Raw genomic sequence first — 22,285 nt, forward strand, 5'->3', positions numbered from 1 at the left:
TCCTGTGGTTCAAGACTGCGTAGCCGGGGATTTAGCGGAGGCATTTGAGTTGAAGAGGGGAGAGGCCTCGTTAAGCTCGGGCCATCCACCTCTTCACAAGGAATCGCCTATGTCCACCTTACTCACTCAGCAGCAACTGCTTTCCGCGCCGGAGTCGGATTACATGTCCGACCAGCAACTGGCTTTCTTCAAGGAACTTCTTCTCAATCGAAAACTGCATCTACAGGGCCTGCTCGCTCAACGAGCAGAGGCGTTCCGCGATGACTCCGAGGCGCGTCTCCCGGATGCGGCGGATACTGCCTCCGCGGAAGAGCAGCGCGCGATGGAAATGCGGATGCTGAAGCGGGACCAGGCAGAGTTGTTGGACGTGGAGGCTGCACTGAAAAGGATCGAAGAAGGAGATTATGGCTACTGCGCTGAGTTTGGGCAGCCGATTGGGCTCAAGCGCCTTTTGGTCGCGCCGACTGCAAGCCTTTGCATCGATGCTCAAGAGATTCAGGAACGTCGTGCGCAGCGCCAGCGTGTAGCATGACCTCCAGCGAGGGGGCATGCCCCCTCGACTCTCCTTTCGATCTTCCTACTTCCTCACTCCTCAGGTTCTATGATCAGTCAAAATGCAGGCTGAACATCTCTTACCTAGGAGCTGCATCATGGAAGTCGGTCCCCGCATGTACTTTCTCGTTTCAGGGTTGCTTTACCCGGCAGCGCTGGGAGCCGCTCTTGTCTGGACGGTTAGTGCCTTGCATGCCAGGGTATTTCTCGAGAGCGCGTCCCCAAACGGCTGGTCTCTGTGTATGGCTGCCTGGTTCATTGGCTACCACTGCCTGCAATTCAGCAGGCTGATGGTCAGGCACTATGATCTTGGGAAGGGCTACACCAGGCGCGCCTTCGTCTCTGACCTGGTGGACTGCTTGACGCTGCTACTGGGTTTCGCTGGTCTTCGCTTCTTAAACGAGCCGATCCCTTCGGAGCAGGTCTGGGTTGTCTATTTGGCACTGCTTGGAGTTCCCCTCTCTGCTGTTATTGCCCATCCACTTCGCATGATGAAGGGGCCCAGGGGGCTATTGGTCCTTGGCATGCTATTGGTATGCCTTCTTGGAATCGACTACTTCAAACTGGGTTTCCTCTTGCCATTGTTCAAGCCAGAGGTAACCCACTGGGTATTGCTGGTCGCGATGTTTTCCATGCTTTGGGCCTTCTACCACCGCGTATACCGCTTCGAACCTTGACAGCAGGGGTGCCGACCATGCGAGGGCTATCGATCGTACTGGGATTGAGTTTGCTGGTCGGCTGTACTCATGAGCCGCTTTCAGAAGGGTTACCGGTTCAGAATCACCATTGGGGCGATGAGCCGAAGATTCAGTTTCTTGGCGTAGGTGGCTGGCTCATACATTGGCGTGGGGAGGGGCTATTGCTGGCGCCTTCGTACACCAACCCGGCCAGCCTCGGCATTCCTGGGATACCCCCGGCCCGAGTGGTAGCCGACAACGAGAAGGTCGACAGACACATGCCGCCTGCAGCAGACGTGACGATGCTTCTGGTGGGTCATGCGCACTACGATCATCTTCTCGATGTGCCGCGGGTCGTAGATAAGCACTCTCCGAAAGCGGTCGTATACGGGTCTGAAACGGTTAAGCACATTCTTCATGCAGCAAAGAACAGCTCAGGACAGCGGATCTTTGGCGCTGGCGCGGTGGTGGTGCCAAGTCAGCAGCAGATAACCGACCATCGTGATCCCTCCCGACCTGGTACATGGTTTTACTCCGACGGGAAGGTCATCACTGATGGGGACGTAAACGGAGCAAATTCCGTGGGTTCGATCCGTGTGATGCCTATTAGAAGCATGCATGCCGGGCACCTCTTCGGCCATAACTTCATCCCAGGTGAGTACGACTGGGAACTCGACGATTTGCCGACTGGTCTGCTGGACTGGAGACTTGGTGAAGTAACTCTGGCCTGGATGATTGACCTCCTCGGGGAGGATGGTCGGCCGGTTTACCGCATTCACTATCAAGACAGCGCCGCTGAACCTCCATGGGGCTTTCCACCCATAATCTCTGACTCAAAGCGCGTCGACGTCGAGATCCTTTGCGGGGGAGGGTGGAATCAAGTCAGTTACTACCTCACAGGGCTCCTCAGGGTGACCAAACCGCGTCTTGTGCTGTTGGGGCACTGGGAAAACTTCTTTGGCAACGACCTTGGTGAACCTGCTCGAACCATTCCGTTGCTCGGCTACAAAGGGCTCCTCGAACAGCTGAAACCCTACAATGTGGTGGTGCCTGAGCCCTTCTCTGACATCCTGCTCCCCCCGCCGATGGAGTGATTCTGCCCCAGCGGAGGCCTTCAGTTTCATGCGGACTCCTGCAGAGCAGACAGCAAGGGACAAAGCCCCATCGTAGGCCGTGTAAGCAAGGGCACTTTGCACGAAATGTGGGATTTCGCCCTGGTGCCGGCCCTATTTTCCGCCTTCCGCAAGGCGTTGCATCAATGCGCGTGCTTCGCTGTACCCATAAGCCCGCAGGAACCCGTCATAAGTATCAGGAAATGACATGACGCGCCCGGCGTAATACTCCAAGGGCACAGCAATGTCGGCTTCGTGCAGGTAGTCCTGATCAAGGAAGTGCTCGAGCACCAGCATGTGATCGAAGAAGGCCTCAAAGCAGTCACGAATGAACTCCTGCTGCTTGCTGAACCCCATCCCCTTCTCATGCACGACAAGGGCTGGTTTGAGGTCCCTCCAGTGAACGACGTAGGTCTGGCCTTCATGGGTGAAGGTCCGGCCTGACCAGTCCATCATTCGCATCGCAGAGCGGGCGAGTGGATCTGTGAAAATCTCCTTCATCATGTCCCGTGCAGCGGCAAGCTGCTTCTGACGGTGTTCCTTTCGCTTCTCTTGGATCGCATTTCGGGCTGACCTCAAGCCGCTCCAGATACCCCAAATCGCCAGGGCCATGGTGATCAGGGTGCTGATGACTGATACCCAGTCCTTGAGTGTGGTTGGTGAGAATGGGTCGCCCTGGGTAGGGTTCTCTGCCGCCATTGCAGCGGTAGTCATCAGCATCCAAGCCGTAGAGATCAACCAGGCAGCGCTGTGCCTCTTCCTTGTGGCTGTCATCTGGAGGTCCTCTGAGGGATGGTTAACCTCAAAGTAGCTTGATCCGTTTCTACCCGCACGTGACCACTCGGGGAATTCGCCTTTGAATTTGCCCGGCGGTCGTTAGACTGCCTGTTCCCCAAACAGCCGCGACACGAGAGGTAGCTTTTGACCGGCAAGCTTTCCAGTGATCAGTTGCAGCGGATCTACAAACTGCTGACGGAGAAGCGCCCCCGGCTTGATGATCGGATGAGATTAACTCCGGCCGAGCGTGCACTGTTGGAGTGTGGCGGTATTTCGAGATCCGACTTCGATGATTTGATTATCGCGACTGAGTACCGCGGGTTTGCTGCGGCCGGCCGATACGCAGAGGCACTGGCTGCCTACTTCAGAATCCCTAAAGTCAGCTTGTGCCGGAAGCCCAGGCGCCTCGACGACGATGTGTTGTGGTTGGATGGCTATGCCGTTGCCGATGCCGTTGCTCTGCTGATCTTCATGGAACGCCTGGGCTTCGCTGTCTCACCTGGTCAGCTGGTGCAGGCGATAAAGGGCAACCTGGCAGGCAAGCCCATGCTGACGGAGTCGGAGTACCTCATCCTCACCTATGAGGTTTCCCGCGGCTGTACCACGACAGTCCTCCGGTCAGATGTGGAGCGCCAGCCGGCATTTCCAACGACCAAGCGCCACCGGGATGAGTTAGGAAACCGCTTCACATTGGTGCTCCAAGGGGAGGATGTGTTGTCGCTGGAAGTAGCCGGGCCCCGATATCGTGACGTCAACTCGGCACTAAAAACCTGTGCCTACTGCGGTACGACCTACCTGCCCAGCAGTCGTAATGATCGTGAGGCACATCGTCAGGTTCATAGAGAAACACAGCGGTTACTGGACCCGGGCCCGAACAAGCGGTTTGCGGCCAGGCTCAAGTGTGGCGCTGGCGCCGAGCGGGTAGTTGCATCGGTGCCCATGTGGATGCATCAGGAGGTATTGAAGCGCGCCCAGCGTTTCCGCTCGGACTTTGCCTACGACTTTGTCCAGTGGCCCGGAACGATGTCGACTAAAGCAACGGCTGACTGGCACGGCTACCTGATTCCAGCTGGTGCTGACGGCACGATCGCAGGCGCTTGTGCATTCCTTTACGAGACGGAAACGAAACCATCAGGCAGCCCCTGGACTTTATCCTGGATCTGGCTGGCGCCTAAATACAGGCGCGGCGGGCTGTTGCGAGAACGGTGGGGGAGATTTCTTGAGGCCTATGGAGACTTCAGGATCGAGAGTCCGCTGTCTCCTGAAATGGAGGCCTTTGTACGAATTCACGGCACGGACTGGCAGAAGAGCTGCTTGTCGAATCATGGCGAGTGAGCAGAGTGCTCACCGCCTCTAGGAGTTTTTGTGATCAAGACCAATACATCTGCCCCCCAGCTGGACAAGCCGATGATCTTCCCTGCGGAGGACTATGCTCGTGCGTGGGTCGGGTGTCTGGCCGGATTCCTTCCAGGCCTGAAAGATCGAAGTCGTGAAGTGTTCCTGAGGCTGTCAGGGTGGCATCACTGGAACGCAATGGTCGAGGCCTGCAACCCAGAACAGAACTGCGTGTTCATGACTGAGGATTTGAGTCCGGAACTTCGGCTTTCGACTCTTGCAGAACATCGCTCAATCCTGATCCACGAGTTCGGTGTGAAGCCGGCGACCGCCAATTTCTTCCTATGGGCAAATCCCCTGGGCTCATTTGAACTCGTGCCGCTTCGCGCGGCCGTCAAAGAGGCCCTTTATCAGGAGGGTGAGTCGCCTTCCTCGAGGTTGGACAAAATCCTCATCGCTCTGGATCAAGAAAATCGAGCGCTTGTTCCTGGTACTGAAGAAAACTACCGCCGCGGCTGCCACTTCACCAATGAGCGGGTGTACATGGCGATGTTCCAGCATCTCGGCTGGAACCTGGAGCTCAGCGACGGGCGTGACTACGACGTACCATTTGGACTACCTGTCGCACGGTTGGGCTATTTCAGCGACTCCGAACTCGGCTCGGTCCCTGTGTTCATGACTGGCTTGGCGCCTGACCCTGAGCTGAACCCTGATCAGACCAGCTATGCGATTTATGAATGGATCACTTCACCGCAGGGAGCGAAGGCACAAACCGCAGTGGTCTTTTTCAGGGAGCCACAGCTTCGAGTGCTCGATGACGTCGAAACCTCGATCTTCGGCAGCTTCCTTGAAGGGCAGAGCGCATGGCATCTCACCTTGTCGTCTAACTCCAAATCGTTGGGGAGTGTGGTGGTCGACATTGTCTCGGGCCAGACTCTTCCTGTGCCCGAGCAGCGCGACAATGGCTTCGAGTTGGCCATGCGATTTGCCCGTGCAATGGAGCGCTACTGCGACTTTCCTGAATTGCACCTTCCCAACATTGACCGGCCAGTGGTCCTCGCCGGCGGCAGTGGGTGGGGAGTAGTGAAGCTGCCCCAGGCCTGAGGCTCTGCAGAACGAGTGTCTCCCATCAGGTCAGAATGGGAGACATGCACCATAAACGTCACATGACAGCTGGTGCTAAGGGGAAGCTCTGCTCGACCTGCAACCATTCGCCTTTCGGCTGAAATGCCTCAAAGATGGTGCAGAGGGTGTCCATTGGCGGTTGAATGAACCCCGGCCATTCTCGGTGCGGATCGAAGACTGCGATTTCAAACTCGGGGTGTCGAAACGCCACCGCCCAGTGCCATCGTTCCCTTTCTCCGGGACGTATGTCGCGCAATTTGACTATCGCCAGGCCGTGAAGATCGGCCCATCCCCGCCACCGGCGAGTCACTGTCAGAAGTCCTGCCGTGGCCACCGCCATCCTCATCTCGCCCGAACTCGTAGAGAAGGGCGGTCGGCCATGCCTCCTTTTGCCAAGCCCCTGGCTTACGAAATGCTCCCGAGCTCGTTGATATGTCCAGCCGGTAACCATCGCTAAACACGCTACCCCGCAACCATAACGGTCGGTTTGCACGCTCTTCTGTACACCGCATCGGGCTTGCCAGTCGTCTTCAGTCGCTGCCGGCGGATGATGTATGTCTAGGTGATCCATGGATTCAGTCCTCATCCAGTTCAGGACTGATCGTACTGTGAAAGGGCGCTGGCCCAGGCTGGTTTCGCGGTCCGCTTTCCAGCCTCTCCTTCACCAAGGTGGGAAGGATTATCAATAGGTTACGTTGCAAACCCTACCTGGGGCGCAGGGGGCCGCAGCCATGAAGCTCTACCTTGCCTCTAGCTCGCTGTAGAAGCTCTCTGACCTGGTCTTCCGTCGCTGAGCGGTCATCGTCTAGCCACCAGCCATCTTCATCCCTTGTAATCCAAACATCCCCGGCCGACCAGGTCACAGGCCCCCAGTAATCAGAAAGCCTGCACCACACGAAGTCTGCATGCAGTTCGGAAAGTGGATCATCCATAGGTGCCTCGCTGGAAATGCACTGGAGTTGGGTTAGTATCGCAGTGGAGCGCTGGCCAGCGCTCGCACGCCCACCTTGGGCGAAGGCCGGATTAGGCCATGGCTTCAATACTTCTCTTCCTCCAAGCATTGCCCTAGGCAATGTGTCTAGTGGGCGTGGCACAAGATTGCCGCCAAGGAGCATGCTTTGACCATTTCTAACCGTTTCCCCTCCGGCGCATCCCTCGACCAGGTGAAGAAGGATGCCAAAAAGCTGGCCAAGTCAGAGGGGCTCAGTCTCCATGAGGCTCTGGACCAAGCTGCCGCCGCGCATGGCGCTCAGGTCCCCTGGCATCGTATCCAGGAGTTCCTCGCCTGCGATGATGACGAGACTTTGCTGGCCAGGTTTGCTCTCCCGCTGTACGCCGGCGGCGTATTCACTGTATCTCTTACTGAGACACGCCCCATGATTTCGGTAACGGGGCGAACTCGAGCAGGAAAGTCCACCTCAGCATTGCTAATTGCTGATCGTTACCTGTCTTCCTGCCGCGGCCGGGTGCACCTGGTAAGCCTTCTTCACCACCAACCGACATCAGTTGTCGGAGAGGTCTCTGAGTGCGGCTGGCAGGATGTCTGGGATCGAATTTCGCTGAAGTATCCTGGACGTTGCGCTCTTGTCGTTTGCCCAGAACGTATGGCTCAAACACACATGGTGGGGCCTCTTGATTTGAGCCCTACGAAACCTGAAAGGGGAGACCTGGTTGTGCTCGATGAGCGCTACCACTGCGCTAAAGGGCAAAGTCTGATCGACGTGGCAGAGATTGCTCGCATGTGGCGTGTTGGCCTGATCCTATGCAAACAGCCGGGGCCGTGGGAGCACGAGACCATTCCCGATGAACCAGTTGGCGATCCATTTTCCCTGCACATCAAATGCAGCCGCGAACTGCGTTCGGATGATTGCAGACTCCAGCTGGAAGAAATGGTGAATGGACGTCGGGGCGAATGCCTGATCGTGCCAGGCGCTCCCTACGGATCTTCGAAACGGAAGTTCAGGTTCCAACGAAGTGCGCTGGGAGCCCTCAAGAGCCATTTCGCTCGAGAGTGAGGGCGTTAATACGCAAACCCGACATCCACCCTCGCTTGGTTGTCGGGTTTGTTCTGGAGGCTGCCGCCCACACTGGTCAGCTCCGCGTTGAGCTGGCCCGCTTGGGCAAACAAATCGGCCCTTATGACCAGATGATCGCCGGGCACGCCAACTCTCAGGGGCTGATCGTTGTCACCAACAACCGCCGAGAGTTCGACCGCGTACCCGGCTTGAGGATTGGATCGTCCCAATCGCGTAACAGAGGAACACACGATGGCTACTGACTACACACCGCTTTCTCCTCAAAGCCTAGCGACCCTCCCCGGCGTCCAGGAGGTCGACGTTGTTGGAGGTATCTTGGTGGTGCTCTTCACTGATGACTCTTCTATGGCTGTCACCAGTGCAGCACTAGCCGAAGATCTTGGGCTGGAAAAATGGAGCGCACTTTCCGGCGAGGATCAGGTTTTTTCTCTGTCCACTACCGAGATGCTTGACCTCATCACGCGGACTGCTTCAGCAGCATCCTCAAACTGTAAAAGGAACCCACGACGGAACCCGCCGCTATGAATACCGAGCAGCCCACGAACATGCCCGCGCCGAGCACATGCGTCGGGTGCGCATTGCCGAGATAGGCCGCTAGCTGGAGGGCGACGAACTGGACGTCGAGCAACTGGCCGTCCTGGGCGTCGAGTTGCAGCAGTTGAGTGGCGTTTGCCAGGCCTGTGCCGGCGAAGGCGGAGAGCATGACGAACCCGAATGGAGCCGCTGCCCAACCTGCGGTGGAACCGGCCAGGGCAACCCCGTCGACTGGGCATAACGAACTTAAAGGAAATCACCATGAGCAGAAATGAGCTTGAGTGGGGGCAGACTCCATTCGATGAATGCACGCGCGAAGAACTGATCCTGCACTGTGCCCGCCTTTACAGCGCCACGTCCGCCTTGTCATCGGCAGCTCAGATGGTTCAAGACAAGAGCCTATTCTGGACTCAAGGAAGCGGAGCTGAGGCATTGGAGAAAGGCCGACAGGCCCTTGAGGGCGCACGAAATGGTTTCGATGCTGATAACATTTACCGGGCATATTTCCGCTATGCCGGCGATCTTCTGTTCGCAGACGCTTCAGGTCTTCAACTCCGTACAGGATGGGCAGTTTGTCCTGTCTGCGAGCAGATGGCGTCCACCATAGGTGGGAGCAGTTATGCTGGAAAGACGTGTAGTGAAAAACTCCTTGGCAAGTGTTCCGGGATTCTGAGAGATCTGTCCTGGGATGACCTCAAGCCCGTTACTGCAAAGTCATAGGGAAAGTGTCATGACCAGACAGAAGCTTGGCGGGCTTGAGAACGTGGTATCCATCCGTCCTGGTATGGATGAACGCACAACCCTGCGAGATTTTGAAGAGCACCTGAGTTCGATGGAGCAAATTCTCAAGGTGTTCGATGGCAGCGAACCGGAGGCCAATATTCACACTGGACGCTATTTGCTCCGGGAGGCGTTGAAGAACACGCCCATTGTCGCCGCCGAAATTCCCGCCCTCCTGAAAGGTCGACTGGCGAAGCTGTTTCAGGACTTGGGCGCCCTTGACCAGAAGTTTCAAGGTATGTCTGTAGCCCAGGTTCTGGAAGAAGACCCGGCACTCGCGACCTTCCTCCGTGAGCATGGCTTCGGTCCTGAGAACATCTAGGAAATTCCCGGTAAATCTCTAGCCCCCGCATTAGAGGGGCTGAGGCCGCAGAGGACGCCGCATTGGCGTCCACTTCACCGAAAATAGGGAGAGATAAACATGACTCCAAAGGGGAGGTCATTCGTAGGTAACTTTGGTTCTCTTCCTCAGATTCTCCCTCGTGCTCTCCTCGTTGCCGTTGTCCTTGTAATAAATCACTCCATATGGAGGACCGTGCTGGACGAGCACCGGGGCAACACTGACGACTGTCGCCTCACCTTTGCCCAAGACTTCATCAATGAAGTCTTGGGCAGGAACAGCAGGTAAGTCACCCGTGATCGACTGACAGACTCCTTTGGTGATCTTGTTCTTCGACCAGAACATATCTTCTGGTTTGACGAACCCAACAGAAGCCGGGCAATACACCATCCGGCCCCCTGAATAGCCCACTCCATCAACAAACAGATAGCCCGTAGCGCCGAATGATTGTCCAGCGACCAAGGGTTCCTTGTCGGAGAGTGCTGCAGCCGCAGCACTCGCTATGGCCGCGGCCGCAGCAGTGCCGCCGGCATGGGCTACTAACGGAGCGGTGAGAAACACGAATGTGAGGGCCAGTTTGAAGGGGGTACGGAACGGTATGACGCGGAGCATGCTGCTCGATCCTTCTATCGATGTATGCAGTGGGATTCTAACTGGAGGGGAGGGCAGATCCAGCGGAACGGCTACTCCTGCGCTCGTTCCCTATGTTCGGACTGGAAGGCTTAGTTTATTCCGCGCCGGCCAAGAGAAAATCCAACTCCTGGTCGAGATTTCGCCGTACCTCTGCGATGGCATGCAGCAGGTCTACGGTACCCAGCACATCTCCTGCAGCTGAGTGTGCGGGGCCCCGCCAGGTTACGCCGGCCAACGACATTGCTGCTGCAAGTGAGATGGTCCCATATCGGTTGGTTGCCCCATACATGGCCACCGCGAGGCCCATAGCGCAATGCTCCTGACACGTCGCAAGCCAGCTATGGTCATCCTGGAATGCGTTCGCAGTTTGAATCAGCAGGCGTCGATCGAACTCGGAATTGAAGGTCACGATGGGGCGATCGGCAAGGAGAGCTTTGACTTTGCCGGCAACCTCGAACCAGGTCGGAGCATGCTGGAGCTCTTCAGCTCGGATTCGGTGCACATCGGCAGCACCTGGGTCGATTGGAACAGTGGGCCGAAGCCTGGAGTTGAACAGAAGGTTCCCGTCGACGTCGGCGATCGCCAGTTCGATGATTTGGGCCTCGGTACCAAGACCGGTGGTCTCGGCATCAAGCACGAGAGGTGCTGTGGCCAGCCATTGCACCGCGACATGAGAGGCCTTGGCCACCTTGCTTTGCATCCGGCCCTTCAGTGCAAGTATGGCCGCCGCCCGGACTTGCTTGGGGGAGGGGGCAGCAGCCTTGCGCTCCCGCATTGGGAGGCAGTCCGCGATTCGGTACACACCGAAGGTCCCACCATAACCGTTCTTGTAATGCGCCACCGGCGTCGCATCAGGTTTCGGCTTCATCCGGAACTCGTCCCGAAGCCGACCTTTGGAAAAGGACCTGTCGGCCGCTATTGCTTCAGCTCTGAGTACCTCGAGCTGGACTTGATCCATGGCCTCACCTCGTCGGATCTGGGTTACCGACCAAGCACATACGGCTCGAGGAAATCTCTCAGGCCAGTGCGCTCAAGCGTCGAATCATTCACCAGGTCCTCATGGTAACCGGCGAGGACAGCCGTTGCTCGTACCTGGTAGAGGTCGACTATGGATAGGGTTGCTGGGCTCTTAATTTCTCGTAGCCGTAAAGCGCCGATAGCGCCTCAGCTATTCCGCTGGTGCTCACCTGCACTGCGCTACCGAACCACATTTCTGCCTTGAGCTGGCAATACAGCGCGGCTCGTCTTGCCAGACTCTCTCCAGTGATGCTCTGCAGGTACTGTTGCTGCTCACCGACGTCGTACCTGTGACAGATACAAACGATCTCGCGCTCGCTGTCCCCTAGCGGATGAGCCAGTGACTCACTGGAGATTGGCATTTCAAAACCCTCAAGGTCGATTGTTCGGATCACTCATAATCTTTGTTGTCGCCAGGCCGCCGTCGAGCAGCCTTTTTCATGCGCGGTTCAGGGACCGTTCTTAGTCATTCTTGTTTAATAGAATCCCCAACAAGCTCGTAAGTTGTCCATGCGGCATTCAACTGGCGGTCAAGTTTAATAATATCCAACGACTCTAGTGATCCCACTCCGATGACAGTTATCGAATATGGTTCTCTGCCAAGCGACCTCAAAAAGGCGAGTGCAAGCTTTACTTCGCGAACAATAAGCAAGCCTATGTCCTGGAAGTTATCCACGACCAAGGAGTCCCCGCAACACTTGGGCGCTAACAATGAAACCTCATACCCTAGCCGCTTTTGATCGTAGTATCGAACGCCATAAATTTGCATTACCATTTCCGAAATATGCTTTCCTTGAGGTTCAGCATTGAAATCTAAATACCTGAAGTAATCTATCCTTTTTAGGTAATTGACTGCTGAATCTCTAACCGCTTCGTCATCACAGACAAGAAGATAACCGCGACTAGACACCCTCGGTCGCAAAACAGAGCCTTTCGAATCTTCATCTACAAAAATTTTACCAAGATCACTTAGCCTTACTTGCTCCATTGTTTGCCTCCGCGCCAGAGTGGCTTCTTCGTATGCTGTAACGATAGACAGGTTGCTGGAATGCGCTCCCCGCCCAAGCATGAACTAATAAAAAGTGTCGCACCCGGCACCGGTACTCGCAGGCGCATGGCTCATTTCCCAGGCCACTGTGCCCTGGCTTAGGCAACGCCCCCCCAATTCTTGCGACAGTTTTTATTGTTTGACAACGGAGTGGTTCCGCAATAGGACTTCTACCTATAACAACATAACGCACGACGCTACAACCGCCATCCTGAACCTCCTCTGTAAAACCTCACCCTTTAAGGCGGCTTCCCTCGATCGAAGGGCGCTACCTGTCCACCTCCTATAACAACATAACCTAGGAGGTTCAGGCCATTTCTGCGTTCCTCCTGCACCATCTCCACCCGCCTGGACCTCCGCATCGCATAACCCACCCCCATACCTGTCTAACCCTTTCCCTTTTTCTTTCCTTTCTTTTCTTTCCTTTTCCCCATTTCTTTCCACGCGCGGCGTAGGCAACCCGGCACCGGCAGGTAGGCCCTTTAAAGGGTTGGACAGGGTAAGGGGGTATCAGGAGGGGCGCCGCCATCAGGCCCACCGCAGGTTATGTTGTTATAGGTCACTCCGGATTCGACCGAGCTGCCAAGGGCGAGGGTAGTAGGCCAGGTTGGGCTTTTGCAGAGGTGACGCCGGCGCGGAAGGAAAAGGGAGCACCGCCGGGCCGGAGAGCGCCGACGGCTATGTTGTTATAAGTTTGCCTCAGTGCGGCCAGCTCAGCGCTCACTTCCCGCCAACATAAGGCGAGGAGGGAGGCGCGACCGGCAGGTCGACCGGCTTACGGCCGGGGAGTAGGAGCAGGATGGCCAGGATTGCCAGGCCAACGAAGGGGATGAACCACAGCAGAAGCATCCAAGGGGTGACGCCGGCGTCTTTCAGACGCTGAATGGCATTGCCGGCGATGACCAGAAGCGCGAGGAGGATCAGAAGTCTGCCGAGCAACCCGAAGGGGCTCAAAGCGACCAAAACGGATACCAGGAATACGTCGGCAAGCAGGCAGAGCCAGAAGAAAGTCCGACCCTGTCGGTTCTTGAACTTGAAGGCGCCGGTGAAATGCCGGCAGTAGTGGGAGAGAAGATTCACGCGGGCTCCTTTGGACATGTCGAGCCGCTGCTCTGCAGCTCGGACACTCATCCTATCTCAGAGTCCGCATGCTCCCCCGGCAAAACACAGGATGTAACGCCAGGCACCAACTACCAGGGTTTCTGCCACCTCCTTTGGGATGAGCAGATGCCCTAGCATGATGAGGCTGAAGAACAGAGTGAATTTCAGGAAAAATTGGCGTAGGAACACCTGGTCGACCTCGATGTATTGAGGCGAGGGAGTATACCTCCCCAGACGGCCGCAGCCACTGAGGTACCGTTTGGCTTACCGACATTGGGCGGTGCGGTACCCTATAGGGACATCAGCCGCTGTGTGTGAAAATCAGCGGCGACAACCACTACTAGGAGAAATGAGCATGCTGCAGTTCATTCGCCGGATGCTCGGTATGGAACAACTGAACCTCATGGAGGACAATTCGACTGGCTCCCCCAGAGCGATGAGTGATGCTGAACTGCGCGAGTGGGCACAACAGTTGTACGTGAGGTGTAATACCGAAAGACTTTCCAGTTATGGAATCAACCCCTGGACACTGCTACAGGCACAGCTGGATGATCAAGCACTAGCTGAGGTCCGCCGTTGGTCAGGTAGCCCACGCCCGGATATGTCGTAGCTGCAGGCAACTCGAATCTCAGTCCAGCCGACCTCACCTTCTTTACCTGCTAGGCTTGGGAGTTACCTGCAATCTGCAGGCCGATCGGCTTCACGCCATAGCGCTATGGTCGACAGCATGACCTCCACCATCCCCAGAAGTAGCAAGCTCTGGTTCCACGAGTGGCCCTGGATGAGGTTCTCCAGCCAGAAGTTGATGGCGGCCAGGCCCGGAGGCCCAATATCGATTTCGCCAAGCGTCTGATGAAGGCACTCCGACAGATCTGGTGTGTCTGCCGGTGATCCTCGCGGGATGGCCAAGATGTTCAGCCACACATCGTCGTCCAGGGCAAAGACGCGAAACGATCCGTGGTACGGTCCACCGACCAGCTCAGCACAGCAGCGCTCATCACCACCCCCACCGAGCAGGTTCAGCGAATCACAGAACGCATCCTCGCTTTCCGGAAAAAGCACCAAACCCTTTCGCTCCATGCTGCGCTCCAGCAAGGACTCCAGTCGATCCGCGGTCGCGCCATTGATGGCCAGGCTTCCGTTCAGAAAAGGCGGCCATTTCCCTGGCTCCAGAGCAGAGCCGAACAGTTCTTGAGGCGGGAAGGGCAGCCCCCGGACCACCGACCTAAACCAGAGCAGATCTTCTATGTCGTAGAGCCCTGCAGGTTCACGGTCACCGGTCATCATCACGGTGCGAAATGCCTCACGGAGCATCTCAGTTGCAACGGGTTTCTTGGTCACGGAAACCATCCATCCCGTCTGGTATTTGATTTTGAGCTCCTCATGAGGGGCCATCGGTGGTACCGATCGCGCCTGGCGCTTCATCCAATCGGCAATATCCAGCCCCACCAGGTGCTGCGGCCAGTGCGGAAGGTGCACCGGTCTCAGGCGGTGGTTCTGGAAAGCATCCTCTGCATGTCCAGGCCTCGGCGAGTTTTCCCATACCCGGTGATAACCCTCCAAGCCCTGGTTCAAGCGAGCCAATACCGCCTCTTGACTCTCCAGCCGGTGCTCCGTCAACTCCTCCAGGGAAACCATGCTGTGCTTGACCAGGTTCTGTGATTGCCTCCTGGTTGATCCAAATGGGTGCCCATGGCCGATGGCCACTTTCTTGATGACTTTCTCTTTATCCATCTGCCCCAGGACCCGCCGCAACGGGTAATCGTCCAGCAATTCCGATTCCACAAGAAGGTGGCCAGGCATGCCCCCGAGGGTGTGGAACTCTGTCCATGCCAAGTACAAAAAAGACTCGAGTGGGATGGGTTCATCACCGAAGTACAAGCGCTGCCAGTAGATCCCAAGCCCCTCAACGCTGAGCGTTGCGACCACAAGCGGACGTAGTTCGTGCCGCTCCAGATCTTGCGGATTCAATCCATCGGTGCACCGGTACGCCATGCAGTCCTTGCCGATGAATAAATACTTGCTTTGCGCAACTGTTAAGTGTTGGGTAAGCATCGCGATGCTTCCGGCAGTTTTTCGAAAGTGTAGGCCTGTTCCTGGCATGTCGCGGCAATCCGACATCAACAAGGAATCCGCGCCATCAACTTGACTGGGATTTGCTGTTTTCGCTCGATACCGTTGGCCTCGATCGCTCCCCATAGACCCGAGGTAACAATGGTCAAACGCTCATTTGCCACTCTCACTGCCCTGGCGGCTGCACTGACGCTGGCCGGCTGTTCTTCCACCTGCTTCAAAGAATCGCCCGCCCAACAGGTGGCCACGTTCGAGTTCGTGATCAAGGAAATCGATGCCAACAAGCAGGAGCGCGTGCTGCAGCGGCCCCGAATTGCCGCGCAGCTCAATACTCAAGCGGAATGGCGTCAGCTGCATATCGTGAAAGAGGGCGCGCTCGAAAAATCACGCTCGGGATACATCGTGGCCATCCATCCCTATGCCGTCCCAGAGAAGCGGCAGTCCGAAAAGGCGGTGACCTTCGACCTGGTCGTCGACCAGTTCATTCCTGAAATCGGCGCAACTCAACTAGCCACTTCGGGTACTGGGGCGGCCGTAAACGGCGGCGAGTCGACGATCTTCTGGACTGCGGCCGGGAAGAAGTACACCCTCGAAACGCGGCTTGTCAGCCTGGACTAGCAGGCGAACCGCCGGCCCGATCACAGAGTCGCCAAAATGCAAAAAACCGGGTTTCAAGCCCGGTTTCTGCATTTCTTTTGGTTCAAAGTCCGCCAGCGTTTGAATGTCACAGACCTCGCAGTTACCACCTGGGTCAATCGCGAAGTTTGATCCCGTCGCTCCGATGCAGACTATGGCGCCTACGGCGCTCACCCTGCATCTTTTTGGCCATCTTAGGATCGGCCTGGCCGCCCGGCTTAGCACCGGCGTTGACCATCCTGTCGCGCTCCTTGTTGAAGCGGTATCGGTCGATCAGGCGCTGTATCACTGCGCTCTGCTGACGCATGCCGGCGACGGCGCCGTCCAGACTCACCAGACTCATTGCCGCACCTTGGGGCCAGAGGTTGTCGATGAAATCGTCAACCGATCGGCACTTATAGGCAACATGATAGGAGTTATAACCCAAGGCGCGCGCCACCATGCCTTGTACCTCAGTCAGCCTGATCTCAGCCCCATTCCTTCGTGCGAGCTTCAGCAAGCGGGTACTGTAACGCTTGAACTGCCCGATATAGAGGCCGGTTACCTGGGTCAACAGCAAAAGCTGATCGGCCAGGCGGTCGTCCCGTAGGACATACTCCTCCTCGGCTTTCCACCCCTCCAGGTTGTTCGCAGCCAGGAAGGCTTCAAGGTGCTGCCCAAGACTTCGGGTAACATGCCTGGCGGTGATCTGCTTCGGGATCTCCTCAGGAGGGAGTTCCTGGATTTCTGGCATGCTTGTCTCGCTGAACGTGATCAATGGTTTGAACCATGATACCGCCCGCGCGACACTTGACCAGTGTCGGCCACGGCACGACCAGCGAGAGGGCGGTGGCAGTCACCACCAGGCGGCCTGGGTTATCTCCAGAGGTTAAAACGCAAACCCGGCCTGCTGGGGTGTGCTGAGGAAGCGCTCGAGGTCGCCGTTGAATATTTCACTGGCATCGCGGCCGCGGGCTACGATTTGGCCGCGCACTTTCAGGTGCTCGATGTGGACTCGGCCACAGGGATCACACTCCTGGTACGACAACTCGGCTTCCAGCTTATTTACGACAGAGCTTCGGCCTTTGGTGGCGGCCCCGCATCGGCACTGCATCTAAGGACTCCTTCAGGGAGGTTGCTACAGGCCTGATGGTAACGGTTGCACTCCCATTTTCGTGGCCGAAAGTCCTTGCGGGCTCCCAACCTACGGTTTAGGGATTTTCCAAGACCGGTTTCGCTGGTACTCGGGCGATCGGGAAGTAGCATCCAGATTTCGATCCTTGGTATGCGTGCCCTCCGATGTCTGAAAACCTCTTCAAGACCTTTCTAAAACCCTCCCCAGACTCATCGCCTTACAGCCTGACGGAGCTGCAGTCCGGCACGTTCCAAGAGTGGTTTTCTCGGCATGCTTTCGACCTGGTCATCGATTACTCGCAGTTCCTGCTCTACCTGTCCTTCTCGCTCTCGATGATCCTGTTCTTCCGTCGCACGCTTTCGCCCAAACTCATCACTGGCGCCTTCGCTCTTGCTCTTGTGATCTTCCGCTACGGGGAAAACCAAACTCTTGGCCACCTGCTCCTTCCGGAAGGGTCGAATCCGCAGCTCGTTCCAACGTTCCTCGCCGGCATTGCTGCCAGTGGGCTCATCTTGCTGGTCGTCGTGAGACGGTGGCGGACGCTTGATCGGATAATCATGTTGGGAGCCCAGGCCGCCGTGATCGGCACTACGCTGATTTTCCACGTCACCCTAGTCCAAACTGCCCTCCCGGGGTGGAACTGGAACATCGCCTGGCAGCACCGCAACCTGCTCGATCTTCCCAGTGCGGAATTTCAGGACGGGTGCAAGGCAGAGGGGGTGGCGTGTTGGTCAGGCACGTCGTTACGTGCTGAAGACTTTCCGGCGCCGCTCCGGGGCCAGATCTTCGGCACCTATGTCGACCTCTCCACTCGGCCATTTACCGAAATGGGGACCACTGTCGGCATCGACAATGATGAAAAGACAGGAAGCATTGCGGCCGTTCTTCTGTACAGGAAGGCAGGCCTCTACAAGGTAATCGTCGACTACGCCGATGCGGTGGGCGCGCACCGGGTGATCCTGCGACTGTTCTACGTGCTCTGCTCGGTCGCCCACTCGATCTGGATCTACCTGGCCCTTTTCCTGATCGCTTTCCATCACAGACGATTCAGCCGCCGGGGCCATGCGATGCCGTCCGCTGGGAATGTCAGTGCAGCGCAGGTTCCTCCGTTTGAACCAGGCCCTTCCGGCATCCCTAACTGAAGCTGCACCGCGTGGCTTGGCCTACCCTCATCGCACAGCTTCCGCGTCTGCGCTATAGGGTTCGATCGACCAATCCTGAATCAGCCTGTTGAACACGCTCACCCCCTCAAGGATGTTCTTGTCGATCCCATGGCGGGTTTCGTACAGCAGGCGGATTACCGCGATGCACTCCAGGAAGAGGTCATGGTCGATACAACGGAACCTGGTGGGGTCGAAGGGGTATCGGCATCCGTCGTAACACCCCACCAAGAACCGCGCGATATGGCGGCACTGTCCAGAAAAGCCTTGAGCCACAGCGATTAAATGCTGCAGGGACTTCTTCCCGAGGGTCCGAAGGACCTCTGATGTTTCGTCCTCCGACGTCGGTATCTGCATTTGGATGCGGCTCGGTGGCTGCCAACGCTCAGCCATTCCATTGTAAACCGAACTTCCGTTCTCTACGTACTGGTGTACCTCCATCGCGGGGGCGGAGTCCATCAGCAACAGAGCTATGCAGTCTTCCATGACGCTGCGATTAAGCACCCTCAACGAGGCAGGATCGATCGGGAAATCCTGGCCGTTGTAACAGCCCAGCAGCAGCGACCTGACCACCTGGTTCTGGATGCCGTCGCCTTGGGCAATGGGCAAGAGTCGATGCAGGGCTTTCTCTCCTGCATAGCGTATCCGTGTGTATGGACTTTCGAGCTGTTCACCAATATTGGCGGAAGCTTGCTCCGGACCAGGGTCAGTCATCATGAGTCCCTCCTTTTTGCTGACCGGAACAGCCTAATCCAGATCTGAGGTTTGCTCCACGATTTACCGAAACCGCCTACATCGTAGGAATTTCAGCGTGTCGTTTTGACATGGAGTCCAACAAATGTGCTCGTAGCATTGGTGCCTACAACTTCTGCTTAGGAGCAATGAAGATGGGGCGGGAATGCCAGCAGGGCTTCACCTTAATGGAGCTGGCAATAGTGCTTGCGATCACGGCGATGCTCGCCGCCGCAGCAGTGCCAAACTACATGACCAGGGTGAACCAGAAACGCGCGGACACCACAGTCCAAGACACCCAGGCGATCATCGACGCCGCACGGGCCTATCGAAGCGAGAAGGGCACCTGGCCAGGTGATGCTACATGCTCGAATGCTATTCAGGCGCTCGGAGCGACAACCCCGCCAATGCTCGCAGGGGTGTCAAATATCAACCGTTACAACTACCCGATCACAACCTCCTGCACCCAGTACACCTTCAGTGTCGATCAGAACACCACCCAAGACTGGGACGGGGTTGTGGTGAATGGTTTACCGGGTTCTCAAATCATCAACTCATCCACCTACCAGATCCGCACCACTGTTGGGGTTCCAGGGACTGAACCAGCCCTGGACGGGAAGCTCTCGCGCCTGGCCTCGGCGAACGCGGAAATGAACCGCATGCGTACCAACCTGCTGATGGGTAACAACGACATCAACGAGGTCAATGCGGTCAACGCTCAAACCCTCAACGCTGCCGGCGCAGTCAACGCTCAAACGGTCGCTGCTACCGGAAATATCAGCACCGCCGGCTACGTCGAGTTCACCGGCACGGCTGCAGAGGGAGGGGGCTGCGCGAAAGCGGGGCTCGTCGCTACGACATCCACCGGTGCGCAACTCACCTGCCAAGGGGGCAAGTGGGTGAAGTCGGTTATCTGGAGCCCGGCGATCGTAAGCACAGGTCAATCGTGTGCCAGCTTCCCGAAAGGCTCTTTGGCGTTCGACAGTGCGGGGAATCTCTATGTTTGCAAACCTTAAGGCCCTGGCAGTGGCCGGGGCCTTCTTTTTGATGTCCGTAACGACGACTGTCTCAGCGGACTCTTGGAAGCCCATCCGTAGCGGGTCCAGCTCTAGTGGGTGGCAAAAGGTCGTTTGCGATCGATCGGGGAATGGATGGCGGTCCTGCAACATGGGATTGACGATTGTCATCCAGGCAACCCCGGGCTCCCTCGCTGCCCTCGGTGAGAAGGCGACGTTGGTGGCAACAGTCCAGGACTACGATGGGAACAACGCCGGCAGGGGCGTAGTGATCAACTGGACCACCAGCGACGGCGGTCTCAGTGCTGCGACGACGACGACGGATGCGAACGGCCAGACATCGGTCGTTCTCACTTCGTCGAAGACAATTGGCGGGGCCACCGTGAGCGCGACGTCGCCGGCGGAAGGAGGTACAGGGCAGATCACTGTGCCGTTCACCGATAAGTGGGTATCTACCAGTGCGATGTACTCAGCCTGGCAGGACTCTGGAGCCCCGTACAGTTGCAGCGCCTGGTCACCCGACGCGAGCACGATCAATCAGGGAACATCATTCACTCAGTCTGCCGTTTGCTACCAAAACCAGATCGCGTACCAACAAAACCGGGAAGTGAGCCTGGTGACTGGCCAGGTCCGAAACGTTGGGGGGGTGATCCCGCTATATCAAACTGTCCAGGCAGCACGTTCCCAGCAAGCCGTCGGTACCAAACAGAGCACCCCGAGTTGTGCTTGGTCCTCATTCACAAAGAACGGGGTCTACGCCACCGGCTGGGATCATGGCGTGTCGAACACCGGTGGGCCGAAACAGGGGTACCGGCTTTACCTAGGGCAGTACATCGGAGAGGTTGCCAACGCGACTGATAGCTTCGCCTACAACGGCCGAATCTACACTATAGGAAAATTCCGACAGTCCACCTGCCTCGGCAAAAACTGCGCATCGAGTCGTGAGGAATACGAGGCCTGTTCTGTTCCGCAGTAAAGAGTCGAACTCGTGAGTCGGGCAGGACTCAGTTGCAGTCCTGCCGACTCACCCGAACTGACATGATCAGTTGGCCATCCCTTCCAACATAGTTGTACCGATAGGTTCCCCCCATCTCCATGAACGGGGAGACCATGTTCGGCGTCGCGCAGACTTTCGAAATGATCTCTGGGCCGAGTGCCTTTTTTACCGCTGCAGGGTCCAGGTCTCGAGATGCATACCGACGGAATCGATACCAGTATCCCCATTCCCTACCGCTACCAGTCACGTCATAAAATTCTGTTTCTGCGTCGACCATCTTGGGGAGATCTTGCTTTGCGCGAGGGATGCCTCGAGCGAACAGCATTCGGAAGAAGTCATCCTCGGTCATGCCCTTGGCAGCAAGAGCTTGTCGGGTTGCTTCTGCAGATACGCCTCCAACCGCAGTCCCTCCGACGCTGCCAGCAGCAGAGCCCAGTGCCTGTCCTAGCTTCCCAGCGTATGCGGCTTCAGGCGCAAGTAGCGCCACCCCTGCCAGCAGGATGAGTCCCGACCAGCCTGCCCCGAAAATCCCATTCCTTCCGCCCATCCTGCCCACGCTCCCTGTCCAACACATATTGAGGTTTGCTCCACGTTTCGCAGCAATCGATGCACGCTGACTCGAACTGACCGGCGGTAACCCGCAGTCGCGCCTGGGACATTTACCGGCCATATACTGCACGGTAGAGGCCATGGATGGCCCCCCTTCAGCAAAATCCTCCCCGCTGACAGTGACATACCCAGTGCGCGCAGCTTGACGCCAACCCGGGGCTGATCTCTATACTGTACGCATATACAGTTTTGAGACGACCGCCCAGATGGACTGCTTTACGTCTCCCGGCCGGCGGCTGTCCAGTCTCGCCCTGGCGCAGCAGCGCCTGAAGATCACTGGTTTCCAGAGCCCGGCTGAGGATCACTCGCTATTTCCTCCCTCCCTTGACGCCGCGGTGGGATGGGGTGCACCCAACATTTGGCTTTGGCTAGTCGACACCGACGATCTTGTTGGGATCGGAGTGCACCGGAACGATGTACTCGTGGTCGACCGCGCCCTCGAGCCTAGCGCCGGCAATGTAGTAATAGTGGTGGCGAACCATGAGCATCATTTGGCGCTCGTGGAGCGGGTAGCACTGGAACGACTACATCTTGCACGGGTAGGAGCCGACGGCCGCCATCGCGAAATCCTGGCCGACGAAGAGCAGGTGGAACTATGGGGAGTGATCAGCATGCTGCTCAGGAGCATGCTGTGAGCGTCTTTGCCCTGGTCGATTGCAACAGCTTTTACTGCTCATGTGAGCGGATCTTCCGTCCGGACTTGGCACAGAAGGCAGTCGTGGTCCTTTCGAACAACGACGCCTGCATCATCGCACGAAGTCGGGAGGCTAAAGCGTTGGGCCTAAAGATGGGCGACCCATACTTCAAAGTGAAGCGGTTTCTCGACCAGAGGGGAGTGACAGCCTTTTCGAGCAACTATGCGCTATATTAAGTTAGGTGGA

Annotated in this window: 24 protein-coding genes and 2 pseudogenes; 15 read left to right on the forward strand and 11 right to left on the reverse strand. The window is 57.0% G+C overall.

What is annotated here, in order from left to right:
• Positions 1-109 precede the first annotated feature (109 nt).
• From LU671_RS05135 to LU671_RS05145, 3 genes are all read left to right on the forward strand, one after another.
• Positions 110-532, forward strand: coding sequence for a TraR/DksA family transcriptional regulator (locus LU671_RS05135; RefSeq protein ID WP_010792915.1), 423 nt, complete (start codon positions 110-112; stop codon positions 530-532).
• A 118-nt stretch (positions 533-650) separates the two neighbouring features.
• On the forward strand, positions 651-1,229 hold the full coding sequence (locus tag LU671_RS05140; protein ID WP_010792916.1) for a hypothetical protein: 579 nt from the start codon (positions 651-653) through the stop codon (positions 1,227-1,229).
• A 17-nt stretch (positions 1,230-1,246) separates the two neighbouring features.
• A complete protein-coding gene (locus tag LU671_RS05145) occupies positions 1,247-2,323 on the forward strand; it encodes a hypothetical protein (RefSeq protein WP_058199470.1) in 1,077 nt (358 codons plus the stop codon).
• Positions 2,324-2,455: 132 nt separating this feature from the next.
• On the opposite strand, the gene LU671_RS05150 is transcribed toward LU671_RS05145, so the two are convergent.
• Positions 2,456-3,055 (reverse strand): hypothetical protein, encoded by a 600-nt coding sequence (locus LU671_RS05150; protein ID WP_223271182.1) that lies wholly within the window; start codon positions 3,053-3,055, stop codon positions 2,456-2,458.
• A gap of 207 nt (positions 3,056-3,262) precedes the next feature.
• Between LU671_RS05150 and LU671_RS05155 the strand changes: the two genes are divergently transcribed.
• The 4 genes and pseudogenes from LU671_RS05155 to LU671_RS05170 form a co-directional block, all read left to right on the forward strand.
• A complete protein-coding gene (locus tag LU671_RS05155) occupies positions 3,263-4,453 on the forward strand; it encodes a hypothetical protein (protein ID WP_054888510.1) in 1,191 nt (396 codons plus the stop codon).
• A gap of 30 nt (positions 4,454-4,483) precedes the next feature.
• Positions 4,484-5,557, forward strand: coding sequence for a hypothetical protein (locus LU671_RS05160; RefSeq protein WP_010792920.1), 1,074 nt, complete (start codon positions 4,484-4,486; stop codon positions 5,555-5,557).
• A gap of 1,139 nt (positions 5,558-6,696) precedes the next feature.
• The gene (locus tag LU671_RS05165; RefSeq protein ID WP_071557891.1) at positions 6,697-7,593 is read left to right on the forward strand and encodes a hypothetical protein; all 897 of its coding nucleotides are present in this window, start codon (positions 6,697-6,699) and stop codon (positions 7,591-7,593) included.
• Positions 7,594-7,646: 53 nt separating this feature from the next.
• Positions 7,647-7,856 (forward strand): annotated as a pseudogene (locus LU671_RS05170) (hypothetical protein); the annotation flags it as partial.
• A 215-nt stretch (positions 7,857-8,071) separates the two neighbouring features.
• Here the strand turns inward: LU671_RS05170 and LU671_RS05175 are convergent.
• Complete coding sequence (locus LU671_RS05175; RefSeq protein ID WP_010792922.1) at positions 8,072-8,317, reverse strand: hypothetical protein; 246 nt, start codon at positions 8,315-8,317, stop codon at positions 8,072-8,074.
• Between the two features lie 92 nt (positions 8,318-8,409).
• Between LU671_RS05175 and LU671_RS05180 the strand changes: the two genes are divergently transcribed.
• Together LU671_RS05180 and LU671_RS05185 are read left to right on the forward strand one after the other, a co-directional pair.
• Positions 8,410-8,868 (forward strand): hypothetical protein, encoded by a 459-nt coding sequence (locus LU671_RS05180; RefSeq protein WP_071537089.1) that lies wholly within the window; start codon positions 8,410-8,412, stop codon positions 8,866-8,868.
• A gap of 10 nt (positions 8,869-8,878) precedes the next feature.
• Positions 8,879-9,250 carry a hypothetical protein gene (locus LU671_RS05185; protein WP_010792923.1) on the forward strand — a complete coding sequence of 124 codons (372 nt, stop codon included), beginning with the start codon at positions 8,879-8,881 and terminating at the stop codon, positions 9,248-9,250.
• Between the two features lie 117 nt (positions 9,251-9,367).
• Here LU671_RS05185 and LU671_RS05190 read toward each other — a convergent pair whose 3' ends face one another.
• From LU671_RS05190 to LU671_RS05210, 5 genes are all read right to left on the reverse strand, one after another.
• Positions 9,368-9,880, reverse strand: a complete 513-nt coding sequence (locus tag LU671_RS05190) for a hypothetical protein (RefSeq protein ID WP_010792924.1) — start codon at positions 9,878-9,880, stop codon at positions 9,368-9,370.
• A 115-nt stretch (positions 9,881-9,995) separates the two neighbouring features.
• Positions 9,996-10,859 carry a 3'-5' exonuclease gene (locus LU671_RS05195; RefSeq protein WP_010792925.1) on the reverse strand — a complete coding sequence of 288 codons (864 nt, stop codon included), beginning with the start codon at positions 10,857-10,859 and terminating at the stop codon, positions 9,996-9,998.
• Between the two features lie 148 nt (positions 10,860-11,007).
• A complete protein-coding gene (locus tag LU671_RS05200) occupies positions 11,008-11,313 on the reverse strand; it encodes a hypothetical protein (RefSeq protein WP_172424843.1) in 306 nt (101 codons plus the stop codon).
• A gap of 71 nt (positions 11,314-11,384) precedes the next feature.
• Positions 11,385-11,906 carry a TniB family NTP-binding protein gene (locus tag LU671_RS05205; RefSeq protein WP_126610436.1) on the reverse strand — a complete coding sequence of 174 codons (522 nt, stop codon included), beginning with the start codon at positions 11,904-11,906 and terminating at the stop codon, positions 11,385-11,387.
• A gap of 780 nt (positions 11,907-12,686) precedes the next feature.
• Positions 12,687-13,046, reverse strand: a complete 360-nt coding sequence (locus LU671_RS05210; protein ID WP_010792928.1) for a DUF805 domain-containing protein — start codon at positions 13,044-13,046, stop codon at positions 12,687-12,689.
• 376 nt (positions 13,047-13,422) lie between these two features.
• Here LU671_RS05210 and LU671_RS05215 point away from each other — a divergent pair, with 376 nt between their 5' ends.
• Positions 13,423-13,677 (forward strand): hypothetical protein, encoded by a 255-nt coding sequence (locus tag LU671_RS05215; RefSeq protein ID WP_010792929.1) that lies wholly within the window; start codon positions 13,423-13,425, stop codon positions 13,675-13,677.
• 62 nt (positions 13,678-13,739) lie between these two features.
• Here LU671_RS05215 and LU671_RS05220 read toward each other — a convergent pair whose 3' ends face one another.
• A complete protein-coding gene (locus LU671_RS05220) occupies positions 13,740-15,122 on the reverse strand; it encodes a hypothetical protein (protein WP_010792930.1) in 1,383 nt (460 codons plus the stop codon).
• Between the two features lie 159 nt (positions 15,123-15,281).
• On the opposite strand from LU671_RS05220, the gene LU671_RS05225 reads away from it, so the two are divergent.
• Positions 15,282-15,758: a hypothetical protein gene (locus LU671_RS05225; protein WP_021018588.1), complete on the forward strand. Its 477-nt coding sequence runs from the start codon at positions 15,282-15,284 to the stop codon at positions 15,756-15,758.
• Positions 15,759-15,891: 133 nt separating this feature from the next.
• Here the strand turns inward: LU671_RS05225 and LU671_RS05230 are convergent, their stop codons facing one another.
• Entirely contained in the window at positions 15,892-16,509 is a 618-nt protein-coding gene (locus LU671_RS05230) for a hypothetical protein (RefSeq protein ID WP_010792932.1), read from the reverse strand.
• 545 nt (positions 16,510-17,054) lie between these two features.
• On the opposite strand from LU671_RS05230, the gene LU671_RS05235 reads away from it, so the two are divergent.
• A complete protein-coding gene (locus tag LU671_RS05235; protein ID WP_010792934.1) occupies positions 17,055-18,032 on the forward strand; it encodes a hypothetical protein in 978 nt (325 codons plus the stop codon).
• Between the two features lie 27 nt (positions 18,033-18,059).
• On the opposite strand, the gene LU671_RS05240 is transcribed toward LU671_RS05235, so the two are convergent.
• On the reverse strand, positions 18,060-18,767 hold the full coding sequence (locus LU671_RS05240) for a DUF7673 family protein (RefSeq protein WP_034036499.1): 708 nt from the start codon (positions 18,765-18,767) through the stop codon (positions 18,060-18,062).
• 107 nt (positions 18,768-18,874) lie between these two features.
• Here LU671_RS05240 and LU671_RS29430 point away from each other — a divergent pair, with 107 nt between their 5' ends.
• Both LU671_RS29430 and LU671_RS05250 read left to right on the forward strand, forming a co-directional pair.
• Positions 18,875-19,798 carry a prepilin-type N-terminal cleavage/methylation domain-containing protein gene (locus LU671_RS29430; RefSeq protein ID WP_269465862.1) on the forward strand — a complete coding sequence of 308 codons (924 nt, stop codon included), beginning with the start codon at positions 18,875-18,877 and terminating at the stop codon, positions 19,796-19,798.
• A 151-nt stretch (positions 19,799-19,949) separates the two neighbouring features.
• Positions 19,950-20,774: an Ig-like domain-containing protein gene (locus tag LU671_RS05250; RefSeq protein WP_038405176.1), complete on the forward strand. Its 825-nt coding sequence runs from the start codon at positions 19,950-19,952 to the stop codon at positions 20,772-20,774.
• A gap of 998 nt (positions 20,775-21,772) precedes the next feature.
• Here the strand turns inward: LU671_RS05250 and LU671_RS29435 are convergent.
• Positions 21,773-21,895, reverse strand: coding sequence for a hypothetical protein (locus LU671_RS29435; RefSeq protein WP_255251286.1), 123 nt, complete (start codon positions 21,893-21,895; stop codon positions 21,773-21,775).
• Positions 21,896-21,999: 104 nt separating this feature from the next.
• On the opposite strand from LU671_RS29435, the pseudogene LU671_RS05260 reads away from it, so the two are divergent.
• Positions 22,000-22,272 (forward strand): annotated as a pseudogene (locus LU671_RS05260) (Y-family DNA polymerase); the annotation flags it as partial.
• Positions 22,273-22,285 lie beyond the last annotated feature (13 nt).

The organism is Pseudomonas sp. NMI760_13, from assembly GCF_021283245.1.
GTDB classification, from domain to species: domain Bacteria; phylum Pseudomonadota; class Gammaproteobacteria; order Pseudomonadales; family Pseudomonadaceae; genus Aquipseudomonas; species Aquipseudomonas peradeniyensis.

Excerpts from the sequence above, each read along its gene's own strand:
- LU671_RS05190 (WP_010792924.1), bottom strand. The coding sequence starts at position 9,880 with ATGCTCCGCGTCATACCGTTCCGTACCCCCTTCAAACTGGCCCTCACA.
- LU671_RS05150 (WP_223271182.1), bottom strand. The coding sequence starts at position 3,055 with ATGACTACCGCTGCAATGGCGGCAGAGAACCCTACCCAGGGCGACCCA.
- LU671_RS05215 (WP_010792929.1), top strand. The coding sequence starts at position 13,423 with ATGCTGCAGTTCATTCGCCGGATGCTCGGTATGGAACAACTGAACCTC.
- LU671_RS05235 (WP_010792934.1), top strand. The coding sequence starts at position 17,055 with ATGTCTGAAAACCTCTTCAAGACCTTTCTAAAACCCTCCCCAGACTCA.
- LU671_RS05205 (WP_126610436.1), bottom strand. The coding sequence starts at position 11,906 with ATGGAGCAAGTAAGGCTAAGTGATCTTGGTAAAATTTTTGTAGATGAA.
- LU671_RS05180 (WP_071537089.1), top strand. The coding sequence starts at position 8,410 with ATGAGCAGAAATGAGCTTGAGTGGGGGCAGACTCCATTCGATGAATGC.
- LU671_RS29435 (WP_255251286.1), bottom strand. The coding sequence starts at position 21,895 with ATGATGCTCATGGTTCGCCACCACTATTACTACATTGCCGGCGCTAGG.
- LU671_RS05240 (WP_034036499.1), bottom strand. The coding sequence starts at position 18,767 with ATGATGACTGACCCTGGTCCGGAGCAAGCTTCCGCCAATATTGGTGAA.
- LU671_RS05175 (WP_010792922.1), bottom strand. The coding sequence starts at position 8,317 with ATGCTCTCCGCCTTCGCCGGCACAGGCCTGGCAAACGCCACTCAACTG.
- LU671_RS29430 (WP_269465862.1), top strand. The coding sequence starts at position 18,875 with ATGGAGTCCAACAAATGTGCTCGTAGCATTGGTGCCTACAACTTCTGC.
- LU671_RS05135 (WP_010792915.1), top strand. The coding sequence starts at position 110 with ATGTCCACCTTACTCACTCAGCAGCAACTGCTTTCCGCGCCGGAGTCG.
- LU671_RS05185 (WP_010792923.1), top strand. The coding sequence starts at position 8,879 with ATGACCAGACAGAAGCTTGGCGGGCTTGAGAACGTGGTATCCATCCGT.
- LU671_RS05250 (WP_038405176.1), top strand. The coding sequence starts at position 19,950 with ATGGGATTGACGATTGTCATCCAGGCAACCCCGGGCTCCCTCGCTGCC.
- LU671_RS05220 (WP_010792930.1), bottom strand. The coding sequence starts at position 15,122 with ATGCTTACCCAACACTTAACAGTTGCGCAAAGCAAGTATTTATTCATC.
- LU671_RS05225 (WP_021018588.1), top strand. The coding sequence starts at position 15,282 with ATGGTCAAACGCTCATTTGCCACTCTCACTGCCCTGGCGGCTGCACTG.
- LU671_RS05195 (WP_010792925.1), bottom strand. The coding sequence starts at position 10,859 with ATGGATCAAGTCCAGCTCGAGGTACTCAGAGCTGAAGCAATAGCGGCC.
- LU671_RS05145 (WP_058199470.1), top strand. The coding sequence starts at position 1,247 with ATGCGAGGGCTATCGATCGTACTGGGATTGAGTTTGCTGGTCGGCTGT.
- LU671_RS05230 (WP_010792932.1), bottom strand. The coding sequence starts at position 16,509 with ATGCCAGAAATCCAGGAACTCCCTCCTGAGGAGATCCCGAAGCAGATC.
- LU671_RS05140 (WP_010792916.1), top strand. The coding sequence starts at position 651 with ATGGAAGTCGGTCCCCGCATGTACTTTCTCGTTTCAGGGTTGCTTTAC.